The 11,148-nt window shown below is 45.6% G+C and carries 12 protein-coding genes; 2 read left to right on the top strand and 10 right to left on the bottom strand.

The annotated features are described in order from the left end of the window. Positions 1 to 201: 201 nt before the first annotated feature. The 9 genes from EXT46_RS08050 to EXT46_RS08010 form a co-directional block, all read right to left on the bottom strand. Entirely contained in the window at positions 202 to 468 is a 267-nt protein-coding gene (locus tag EXT46_RS08050) for a hypothetical protein (RefSeq protein WP_130146510.1), read from the bottom strand. A 76-nt stretch (positions 469 to 544) separates the two neighbouring features. Beyond that, on the bottom strand, positions 545 to 2,236 hold the full coding sequence (locus tag EXT46_RS08045; RefSeq protein WP_130146508.1) for a DUF2326 domain-containing protein: 1,692 nt from the start codon (positions 2,234 to 2,236) through the stop codon (positions 545 to 547). A gap of 203 nt (positions 2,237 to 2,439) precedes the next feature. Beyond that, complete coding sequence (locus EXT46_RS08035; RefSeq protein ID WP_130146504.1) at positions 2,440 to 3,024, bottom strand: ABC-three component system protein; 585 nt, start codon at positions 3,022 to 3,024, stop codon at positions 2,440 to 2,442. 92 nt (positions 3,025 to 3,116) lie between these two features. Further along, on the bottom strand, positions 3,117 to 3,275 hold the full coding sequence (locus EXT46_RS18880; RefSeq protein ID WP_165381090.1) for a hypothetical protein: 159 nt from the start codon (positions 3,273 to 3,275) through the stop codon (positions 3,117 to 3,119). Positions 3,276 to 3,653: 378 nt separating this feature from the next. After that, a complete protein-coding gene (locus EXT46_RS08030; protein ID WP_130146502.1) occupies positions 3,654 to 4,346 on the bottom strand; it encodes a hypothetical protein in 693 nt (230 codons plus the stop codon). A gap of 179 nt (positions 4,347 to 4,525) precedes the next feature. Next, positions 4,526 to 6,115, bottom strand: a complete 1,590-nt coding sequence (locus EXT46_RS08025; protein WP_130146500.1) for an AbgT family transporter — start codon at positions 6,113 to 6,115, stop codon at positions 4,526 to 4,528. A 200-nt stretch (positions 6,116 to 6,315) separates the two neighbouring features. After that, positions 6,316 to 7,785, bottom strand: coding sequence for an FAD-binding domain-containing protein (locus EXT46_RS08020; RefSeq protein WP_130146498.1), 1,470 nt, complete (start codon positions 7,783 to 7,785; stop codon positions 6,316 to 6,318). Further along, entirely contained in the window at positions 7,778 to 8,083 is a 306-nt protein-coding gene (locus EXT46_RS08015) for a hypothetical protein (RefSeq protein ID WP_235418273.1), read from the bottom strand. The genes EXT46_RS08020 and EXT46_RS08015 overlap by 8 nt, the downstream gene beginning before the upstream one ends. 49 nt (positions 8,084 to 8,132) lie before the next feature. Further along, positions 8,133 to 8,390, bottom strand: a complete 258-nt coding sequence (locus EXT46_RS08010) for a DUF3081 domain-containing protein (RefSeq protein WP_022943876.1) — start codon at positions 8,388 to 8,390, stop codon at positions 8,133 to 8,135. 92 nt (positions 8,391 to 8,482) lie between these two features. Between EXT46_RS08010 and EXT46_RS08005 the strand changes: the two genes are divergently transcribed. Further along, entirely contained in the window at positions 8,483 to 9,463 is a 981-nt protein-coding gene (locus tag EXT46_RS08005) for an MBL fold metallo-hydrolase (RefSeq protein WP_130146494.1), read from the top strand. Here EXT46_RS08005 and EXT46_RS08000 read toward each other — a convergent pair. After that, entirely contained in the window at positions 9,447 to 10,265 is an 819-nt protein-coding gene (locus tag EXT46_RS08000; protein WP_130146492.1) for a helix-turn-helix domain-containing protein, read from the bottom strand. The genes EXT46_RS08005 and EXT46_RS08000 overlap by 17 nt on opposite strands. A 56-nt stretch (positions 10,266 to 10,321) precedes the next feature. Here EXT46_RS08000 and EXT46_RS07995 point away from each other — a divergent pair, with 56 nt between their 5' ends. Beyond that, on the top strand, positions 10,322 to 11,146 hold the full coding sequence (locus EXT46_RS07995; RefSeq protein WP_130146482.1) for a redoxin domain-containing protein: 825 nt from the start codon (positions 10,322 to 10,324) through the stop codon (positions 11,144 to 11,146). The last annotated feature ends 2 nt before the right edge of the window (positions 11,147 to 11,148 follow it).

The following is an 11,148-nucleotide window of genomic DNA, read 5'->3' as shown; positions in this document are numbered from 1 at the left end:
CTGGGTTCTTTTCTTTTTAGTCATGAGACACCTCTTTTCTAACTATAGAAGGTGTCTACTTTTTTTGGGTAAGTCCTTTAACTTAACGCCTCTATGCGGGGCGCATAAATGCATGGCAATACTTGCCGGCGAAGGAGCGCAAGCCATGCGTTTTGCGTTCATGCCATTATTGAATTGTTATATGAATTTAAACCAATAACGCTATGAAAGTGCTGCGATAAATAAGACCACAAAAAACAAAATTACACAAATAGCTAGTATATTTCCGACGACTGCCAACGGCTTCGGCAATTTTGTAAATGAACCGCCTGACAGAAAATACCTTTTTGGATTGGAATTGACTAATTCAACCAACTCATCTTTTTGTGGTTTATCAAGTTGAGAGAAATCTTTGTTAACTTTTCGCGAATGACGAACCGCTTTTATCAAGATAAAACCAACGAAAATTACGATGACGATTTCAATCATACTCAAGATTCATATAACGCTTCAAACACCGGCGCAGTTTTGCTGCGTCCGAGTGATTTGACTTGTTAGTTTTTGTTTAAACACAAAAGAACTTTTCATCCTCATCAAGAGATAAGATTACATTTTTGGATATCTTCTTGTAAGTTTCTTCTGATATTTTATCTGATAGCATTGACAGAATCTGTTGACCCGGGAGCTTCTTTGCTTCTTTGAAAATATCTTCAATCTGTTTTTTGTCAATATCCTCAATACTGTCATGAAATATAAAATTTGGTCGATTTAGCTTTAACTCATTAATGGCATGTATATATGCAAAATCAAAAGCAATGACTTCAGCTTTCTTCTTCCCACCTTCAGGATTAGTTGCTGAGTTATTGAGCTCTATAGAACAAACACCGCTATCCTTATTGAATTCTAAGTCTATGCTGTATTGTTCATCGTGAAGGCTTTTGGTAAGAGAACCTAAATGTGTATTGAATTTTTTCTCAAACTCATAAACATTGTCAATCTCTTTGGAAATAGCCTCAAGAATTTTTTGCAATTGAGCTTCAGCTTCAGTTTGATCTAATTTTGCCTTGGATTGCTGCTCCATTAGCCCTTCTAACTTTCCAAGCTCAACTTTAAGCTCACCAAGGCGTTTCAGATTTTTAGTCACATTATCTAAGCTTTCCTTGGACCTCATATCAGAAAAAACTTGCAACTTATCTTTCCTTATTGAACTGAGCTCTGCTTGAAGGCCTTCAGATTCCTCATTCAATTTAGGCAAGTCAATCGTAAGAAAGTGCCTCTTTTTTTCAACGAGATTTCTATGGAATAAAATAACGTCTTCAAGTTCTTTTAAAGCTCCATCAATAGCTACACCAGAGAAACTATATATAGCTTTAAGCTCGTTGATTAAATAACCATCTTTGTCTTTGGATAATAGCTCGATAGTATGGTTGATATTGTCTACTTTTCGCTGTATTGATAGAAGTTCTTCGGTATATCGATCTTCTTTTGCTTGCAGTTCTGAAAGCCTTTCTATTGGATTCGAATATTCTGGCGAGTATTCGAATGTTAAAAGGTTGCTCTCTAGCTCTTTAGCATCTGCCTTATATTTCTTGATCTCACTTTTTGGCTTTTGCTCTTTCACTAGAGCATTGATTGAAGTGGAATTCCTTTTTCGTCTATTAACCAGGTTCGTTGCATCTCTTTTCTCTGTAAGTAGAGACGTATTGTTGAAGCCGAAAAGGTATAAAAAAAGTTCGCTGTAATCTTTTGGTCCTTGTCGTTTATCAAGAAACTTGGTCGTACTCAACATTCTATGACTGTCATTTCTAATAAATTTAGGCGCTACAGCTCGAACAGAAGGCCTTCTAGTAGGTATATTAAAGATTTTATCCTGAATAAATGACTCATATCCCTTTTCTTCAACAATTTCACCATTTACCCAAAATTTTGATTCAGATTCTCCATCAATACATAGATTTCGAGAAATTTGATTAATTTTGTTTGAGAAGTCAAAGAAACTGAGAGAAGCAGTTACAAAGTTGTTCTTAAAAAGCGTTTGTATTTCAAGGTTTGGCTTTTTGAACTCTTCATCGATGTAAATATTATCTATGCTTCCTAGCATTAGAAAATCAACTACTCTTGATAATGTTGATTTTCCGACACTGTTTCCTGTGCGACCAGAATTAGGCTTGTTTGTGATGAGGTTAAGGCCTGTTTCGAATTTAACCAATCTTTTTACTTCGCTATTTATCTTTATTTCAAGGCTAACAAGCTTCATTTATAAAAACCTCTGTTCCATTAATCCCTATAGCCCTAATTGCAAACAACCAATCTAATGACAATATAATGTGATCAATCGACACTTTAAGTTCTGAAGAAAAGTCAGTGAGTATCACATCCAAGGACGAATTTTCCTCTGCCAATTTCTTTAGAATTTTTGCCCCGATACTTACAATGTTTATTTCTGGGTCACAACCATTTCTAGGAATCATCAGTTGGATTTTCCATAATTATGCACTCAATAAAAGCATGAGCGACGACGACATTAACACCCAATTCAATATGCTCTTTGTAAGCTGGCGTATTTTTTGACTCAAATACAGTGTTTTTTAACCTTTGAATAATAAAGTCCAAAATGAACTCTGAATTTTCTCTAATTTTAGCTATGTCTATATCACAAGTTAGATAGTCTATTTCAACAGCGTCTAAAGCAAGATAATATAAATCGTTTAAATTTTGCAGAATTGTATCTTTTCCAAAAGTTATCAGTGAGTCTATCTCAGAATAGGCTTCCTCTACTTTTGAGGAATGATCTAGGTATTGTTTTATGATATGACTTTTAGCTTTAAGATTATTGTGCTGAATCTTCACAACTGTTTCAGAGGACGGGCGTCTTCTGTTTTTCTTAAACGTAAACGGCTTATTAGCTAACGACTTTAGCAATTCATTTATAGCCGAGCTGATCTCATATTCGGGAGAATCCCCGATTATGATATTTCCAGCATTACGTTTAACTTGAACTGTTTTATTTACAGGGGGGTTACCCCCTTCATTTCCTATGGTCAAGATTTAGTCCTTACATGTCAATTTTCATGCCGCCAGAGTTGTTCTTTGTATATACATTCTTCTGGCCGTTTTGCATAACACTATCCTGACTATTATCTACTGTTAAATTCTTTGGTTATTTCACCAATTTCTATTTTTAACTGTTTATTTTTCTTTGATGTAATCACAGCAAATAAGGTACTTCCTACAGTACAAAGCCAAGCCAGCGTGACCCCAATGTCTGATTTTACAAATTCAATGAAAGTATCCATTTCTATCCTTGTTGATAAGAAAACTAACATGCTTATAGCGAGCGAATCGCGCGTTTTTCTACTACAGCGTCGCTCGCTTTTCTGAATAACTCATTTGTAACAAACTTCTTAACTAATTGCCATTACTACTAAAATGCAGTGGTTCTAGCTTTTGTCTCAGGACAAAAACAAGCAATTGGGTCGTTTTCCTGACTATGCAAGCAATATACTTTGACGAAATAGAAAAGCAATTTTGAACGGCCGAAGTTCGCTCTTTGAGTAATTCGCTTAAACACGTCTTGGGGGAATATTGAGCACAGCGAAACCACAAAAAGAGCCTAGGCTTGGGCGTCTGCCTGGAACCGTCTGTTAGATCACACCCCCCCCATTTTCTGTACTCTATTTTCGCCAAAGCATCATGGGGGCTGCATCGGGTGATAGTTTCGTTAACACCACCCAATCGATTCCTTTACCAAACGCATCTTTCACATACCAATCCATACGAACAAAAATATCTTGAATGCCGTCTCGATTAAAATCTGCGCGCGCCACCTGAACGTAATACACATCCATATCGTCGACTTCCACATGAATCTGATTGTTATTCTTTTTTTCTACAAACTTAAGGCTGGCGTCATAAGCTGAAAGCGTGCCAGTGCGCCCATCGAGCGCTTGACCGCCCAGATAGGGAATCGCAGTTGCTGGAAACTGTTTAATTAGCTCATAGTCAAATGACTTAGGCCAAAAGCTTACAGCGTTTTCGGAGCTAAGATAAAATCTTTCCACTACTTCGCAGTCGATCTTTATTGACTGCCAGTAAGTATATTCTGGTGCACTAACTCGGTCCTCACCAAACAGAGCTAATTCAAGGCAGTTTGTGACGGTTACATTTTCGCCATTCACAGCAGTGAACGTCATGTCAAATTCAAAACTGTATGAGCTACCGTCGGTATGCTTTGATGCATCAAACACATCGGGGTTTATCCAGCGCGTTTGCCTTGCCTGCTCATTTACCGTAGGCGCCTGGCAAGCTGACAAACAGAGCGCACACAAAGCTAATACTGAGGATGTTGTAGAATATTTAAGGTTCATCAATGTTGTCCTTATGGTTTTTTAGCGCCAGCTTGCGCTTTCAGAAAGAAGTTTTTACGTCGCGATTTCGCTGAGCTTTTACGCTAATGCGACTGCTCTGCAATGTCGCATTACCCCTTTTTCTCTTTCTTTATGTGGGCAAATACAAAAAAGCCGGCATAAAGGCCGGCTTTTCTTATTTAAGGTTGATAGTAGGTGGGCGAGCCTGGGCCTACTGGCATGCCGAGCACAAACACCCATAAATAGAACAAACATACCCAACCGAGGAAGAACAGCATACTGTAAGGCAGCATGGTCGCGACGAGGGTGCCAATCCCCATATTCTTTTTATACTTGGTGGCTACCGCAAGTATGAGGCCAAAATAACTCATCATCGGGGTGATAAGGTTCGTCACCGAGTCGCCAATGCGGTAGGCGGCTTGGATTGTTTCCGGGGCATAACCAATAAGCATCAGCATAGGAACGAAGATAGGCGCGGTTACCGCCCATTGCGCTGATGATGAACCGAGACTCAAGTTCACCATGGCACACATAAGAATAAAGAACACAAACACCTCAGGCCCGGTCAGGTTAAGCGCTTGCAACAAGGCAGCACCATTCACCGCTAAGATGGTACCGAGGTTGGTCCATTTGAAGAAGGCGACAAACTGCGCAGCGAAAAACACCAGAACGATATACATGCCCATCGAGCCCATACTTTTGCTCATAGCATCAATAATATCGCGGTCATTCTTCATTGAGCCAACCACACGGCCGTAAACAAACCCAGGAATAGCAAAGGTGATAAATATGATCACCACAATGCCTTCTAAGAACGGGGAACCTTTTACTTCGCCGGTCTCTTGATGACGCAAGATACCGTCATCGGGGATAATGGTGAACGCTAAAATTACACCAATAAGCACAAACGAAAGACCTGCCCATTTGAGGCCGGTTTTTTCCTTTTTGCTCAGGTGGTCGATTTTATTCTCGCCCAAATCAATGCTGGCTTCACTGGGGTCATATTTACCCAAGCGCGGCTCAACGATTTTTTCCGTGACCCAAGTGCCTAAGATGGCAATCATGAACACCGATACAAACATAAAGTAATAGTTGGCCTCAGCGCCCACTTGGTAGTCAGGGTCAATCATTTGTGCCGCTGGGGTGGTGATCCCTGCTAACAATGGGTCAATGGTGCCCAATAAAAGGTTGGCGCTGTAGCCACCGGAAACCCCGGCAAACGCCGCCGCTAAACCGGCCAGAGGGTGGCGCCCAAGGCTGTGGAAAATCATTGCTGCAAGGGGAATAAGTACCACATAACCAAGCTCTGATGCGGTATTTGACAATATCGCAGCAAACACCACCATAAACGTCACTAACCGTTTAGAGGCACCCATCACCATGCCGCGCATGGCTGCCGACAGTAGTCCAGAATGTTCAGCGACGCTCACCCCCAGTAAGGCCACTAATACTGTGCCTAGCGGCGCAAACCCGGTAAAGTTAGTCACTAACCCTTCAAAAATGCGGCGCAAGCCTTCGGCACTAAATAAGCTCACGACTTCGATAACACCATCTGGATCGCGTCCTTTAGCTCCTTCAGGGCGTGGGTCTATGGCGCTGAGGCCGGCCCAGTCGGCTATGCCGCTGATAACCACAATGGCGACACAAAAAAGTGCAAATAAAGTGATAGGGTGAGGCAGCAGGTTGCCGAGAAACTCGACCGTTGCTAAAAAGCGATTAAACCACCCCTTTTGTTGTTCTGGCATGTCAGATGAGACTGCTTTACTCATACCTGTTATTGTCCTTGGAGTCACAAATGGCGCAAAAGATACCATTATTGCGCGCGGCGGTCATCGTTTATCGGTCAAAGCCGAGCAGCGCGCGATGGATAGCCAAAAAAAAGCAGAGGTGGGCACCTCTGCTTGCCCGCTCAGGGGCATAATGCTTTAGGGAAAAGCAATAATTGTTACGCACCAACAGTGCTAAGAGATCAAAATAGCCCCAGCTGTTTGCTTGATTTTGTTTTACTTGATGCCTTTGGCTGGCGTTTACGGGAGCCATGTTGGTGGCCCACGCGCGCCGTCTCGCGGCTATTCACATGGCGCTGGTAGTAATCGGAAATGCGCGCTTTGGCTTGTCGCAGGGCAATGTCCGGAAGCACACTCGGACGCGGGTAGGTGTCATGACTGAGGCCATTGTATAACCACGGGGTGTGCACATAGGCGCTAGGCACCTTGCTCAGCTCGGGCAGCCAGCGACGAATAAAATGACCGTGTGGGTCGTATTTTTGTCCTTGTGTCACCGGGTTATACATTCGCCACGGATTGATACCGGTGCAGCCCGATTGCATTTGCACTTGGGGATAATGAATACCGGGTTCGTAATCAACAAACTGCGCTGCTAAAAACGCCGCTGGTTGACGCCAATCTAACCAGAGTTGGTAACTGGCATAGGCAATGAGCATGGCGCGCATACGAAAGTTAATCCAGCCATAGTGATGCAAAAAACGCATACAGGCGTCGATAAAAGGTACACCCGTTTGCCCTTGGCACCAGGCTAAAAACTGCTGCTCGTCAAACTGCTCGGCCCGTAAATGAATAAGGTCGCGGTGCACTGCGTGTTCACAATAGCTCGGCTCTGACTCCAGCTTTTGCACAAAATGACTGTGCCAATGCATACGGGCCAATACCGCGCGCTTATGGCCTGCGGCGCCTTTGATAGCCCCCAGGCTCTGGATACTTTCGCGTAGGCTGATGACGCCATAGGCGAGGTAAGGGCTTAAACGAGAGCACCGGGTGGGGGCACTCAGTACCGAGGAAATGCCGCCGCGATAGTGGTGCATGCGCGTTGCTAAAAAGCTTTGCTGGGTGGCCAAGGCACAGGCGTGGGCGCCATGCTGGGCACCGCTGGCAATGAGGTTATCGTTGCCCGGATAGTGATCAAGTAATGCTAAACCGTCATGATGGCTAAGCAAACTCGTTATATGCGTGGGGCTTTGTAGTTGCGGTTGCTTAAACCAGTGTTGCGCCTTTGTTTGCCAATGGTCGCGTTCTATCGCGCCACGAAATACTGCCTGTTGGCGATAGGTGGAAATGGTAATGCTGCGCTCGCGACACCATGAAAACACCTGATTATCTCGGCTATACGTCCACGAATTGCCGGTTTCCTGGTGGCTATATAAGGTATGGATAGGCGCATGTTGATGGATGCGCGCTAAGATGTCGCACACCTCTCCGCGCCGCACTAATAACCGCCCGCCGATGCGCTCAAGTTGGGTAGCTAGGGAGTGCAATGCTTGAGCAACAAAACGAAACTGGCGCTCGCTGGTGTCGTCAAGGCACCAATATTCGGGCTCAATAACGTACAGACACAGCACCGGGCGCATGCTTTGCGCGGCAAAATGAATAGGGGCATGGTCATTAATGCGCAAATCGCGCTTTAACCACACCAAGCTAATCATCCAATACCCCTTTGTAGAGCAGGGGATAACGGCGTAAGCGTTTGCCAATATAGTCGTCGCGCAGCAGGGCATCGCAGATTTCATCGACATCGCTGTGCGCGCTAAAAACCCAATCAAAACGCTCGATGGCTAGTAAAAAGCCGCGCTTGAGATGGCGCTGCTGACGGTAATATTCCAAGTTATTTTTGATGAGTTCGAGCTTACTCGGATCCGCTTTTAGTGCGGCGACTACTTGCTCGCTGTGGTGTTGTAATGTCTTGGGGGTCTTTCTTGGACCTCGAGGCCTGCGCACATTCATTTCCTTAAACTGCTATGAAAGGATATACGCAGGCACAGTGACGCAGCGATCAAGCTTGTTTAGCTATCGCCTCAATTTTTTTGATGAAATCCTCTTTGTTTTTATCACTTTGGTAATCGAGGTGATAAGTGTTGTGAAAACCAAAGCGCATTAACACACCACTTCCTTGTAGGTAGACGGTATAGCCATCGACATCAGAAAATGCCGTGAGCCCCTCATAGAACTTGCCCTCGTCGGTTTGCTCACCATGTTTTTGAATATGTTCATAGACCCGCAGCAGGGTCTTACTGTCTATTTCGTTTTTCATCGAGGTTCTCACAATGTTGCTGTCGTTACTTATATTTTGGGGGTAAGGTGCGTAAAATCAACCAACACCTTCATTTGTTCAAGGAGGCCACAATGCAGGTCCAGGTTCTCGGTAGTAGTTCGGGCACACCGACATCAACGCGCAATGTCTCAGGCTACGCGGTGTTTCGAGAGGATAAAAAGCCTTGGTATTTGGTCGATTGTGGCGAAGCAACGCAGCATCAAATATTAAAAACCTCGCTCAGTCTTTATCACCTTGAAGCAGTCTTTATTACCCATAAACACGGCGACCATTGCTATGGCTTGCCAGGGCTGCTTGCCTCGGCCGGGCTCAGTGGCCGCCAAGCGCCGCTTACCATCATCGCCCCACAGCAGGTGCTGGATTTTGTCAGTGCCACTCTTAAGCTCAGTGATTGGCAATTGAACTTTCCCTTGCAGCTCTATGATTATGATGCCCTTGATGAGTACTCAGGCTCTTGGGCCTCAGTGCGCAGCTGCGCGTTACAACACCGGGTGCCCAGCAAGGCGTATCGCTTTGACGAGCATGCCATCCCATTAAAGCTGGATATTGCACAGCTCAAGCGCCACCATATCGGCTCAGGCCGCCATTATAACCAGCTGCAACGTGGTGAAGATGTAACCTTCGAGGGCCGCACCTTAACGGCCAAGCAGTATACCTACCCGTCGTGGCCAGCGCGTAGCGTCATGGTGTGTGGCGATAATGAAAAACCGCAATTCTTAGACCCGCTTATCGAAGGGGTTCAGTTATTGGTTCATGAGGCGACTTTCACCGCTAAAGATTTGCACAAGGTTGGGTTTCACACTGGCCACAGCGACGTTGAGCGCATTTGTGACTATGCCCAACAGCGCCAGGTGCCGAGCCTGATACTCACCCATTTCAGTGCCCGATACGGGGGAGATGCAATGATGGCGCACATTGCTGACATTGCCACAGACAGGTATAGCGGAGCACTGTATTTGGCGGAAGATGGTTTATGTGTTGGTGTAGACAAACAGGGCCACAGTGCGCTGATACACGCGCGGTTTGCTCAGCCCTTTAGGTCGAACGATTAGCCCATTTGAGTTGTTGATAATCACGCGGGCTGAGCCCAACCACTTGTTTAAACTGACGGCTAAAGTGAGCCTGATCGGCAAAATTTAGAGCATAACTCAACTCGGTTAAAGACGTTTGGCGCTGATGTTTAATGCGCTCGCGGGCGCGGGCCACTCGTTGCAGTTTATGAATGCTGCGTAGGGAAATGCCAATGTGGTGTTTGCAGTAGCGCTCGATAGTGCGCGGGGTTTTACCCAGTTGCTCGGCTAAATCGGCGGAGTTGGTGCACACCTCAATCGCGGCGCCACTGAGCACTTGTTGCTGGCGGGGTAAATGGCTGCTCAGGGTTTTAATGAGATCAAAAAATGGTTGCGCGTCACTGAATCGCGCGGCGCGGTGCAGTTGCGGGGCGGTGTCGATATCATCAATGCGAATACATTGATTCACCATCTCTGCGGCGGGTTGTCTGATGAAACAGCCCTGTGCCGCCAAATGAAAACGGGCTCCGAGCAAATGAGTGCCCGCTGCACAGCTCAACACCTTGCTATGCTGCTGACAACCGGTGATGTACAGCCCCGGCGTTAATAACTGCTCGCCTAAATAAGCCTGACCCTGCGTAAGTGCGAGCAAGCCCATGCGCGCATCAGCGTGTAACAATTGCTGCGAGTAGGGCTGTTCAGCGCCGGTTCGCGCCTGCCATACCTGGGCCACACCACCTACAGACAGGGCCTTTATTTGCAGGGCAAAGTCGCTTAAAGGACGATAATACTGGCTGCTCAATATGCGTGTGGGCGAGGTCATGACATTGTCGGTTTTGTTCAAGCTTTGCCACCAGCATATTGCTAATTTAGGGCCATCGCAATAACTAGGTAGCAACAATGAAATACTTCATACTTTTGACCTTCACATTCGTTTCTTGGTTCATCCACGCCACACCATTGCACAACATTCAGCTAAAAGAGCTGCAAGGCGGTACCTCAGTGTCACTCGCGCAGTTGCAGGGCGCGAAGCCTCTGTATGTAAAGATGTGGGCAAGCTGGTGCAGCCCGTGCATGCAACAGATGCCAAAATTGCAGCAGCATTATCAAGATTTTGGCGATAAATTAGCCTTTGTTGCCGTTAACATCGACCTGAACGATGATGCGCACGCCATTAACAAGGTGGTTGAGCGTTTTCAACTGGGTATGACGATTGCTCAGGATGAGCATAAGCAATTAGCAACCCAGGTCGGCTTGCAAGGGACGCCCTTGCATTTGCTGTTTAACCGCCAAGGGCAATTAGTCTATCGCAGCCATCAAAGCGATGAACAGTTGGCCCAGGCACTTACAGCATTGGCCAACGCTAAGCCACTGCCAACCAAGATGCTTCGAGAAAATAACCCATCACCAACAAAGCTCCCTTTGGCAGATGCAGTGCTATTTAGCGCCACATGGTGCGAGAGTTACTGGCAAGAGCGCAAGGCGGATACGGCGCGCCAGTGTCAAGCGAGTCGTGAGCGAGTGAATAAGCTCGCCGAGCAAGGCAAAAAAGTGGTGGTGGTAGTGTCAAACTTGTGGACCACGCCGGCGGATGTGCAGGTGTTTGCACAGCAATTCCACCCCAGCATTGATATTATCATAGATAACGGCGGCCAACTTTTTAAAGCCTATCAGGTCAAAGCGTTGCCGCACTTGCTACACAGCAATACCCACGCAGGCCAATAAGG

The organism is Pseudoalteromonas sp. CO325X (genome assembly GCF_004208955.1).
GTDB classification, from domain to species: domain Bacteria; phylum Pseudomonadota; class Gammaproteobacteria; order Enterobacterales; family Alteromonadaceae; genus Pseudoalteromonas; species Pseudoalteromonas ruthenica.
Note: the sequence above shows the minus strand (reverse complement) of the source record. Positions and strands in the feature narration are given on the sequence as shown.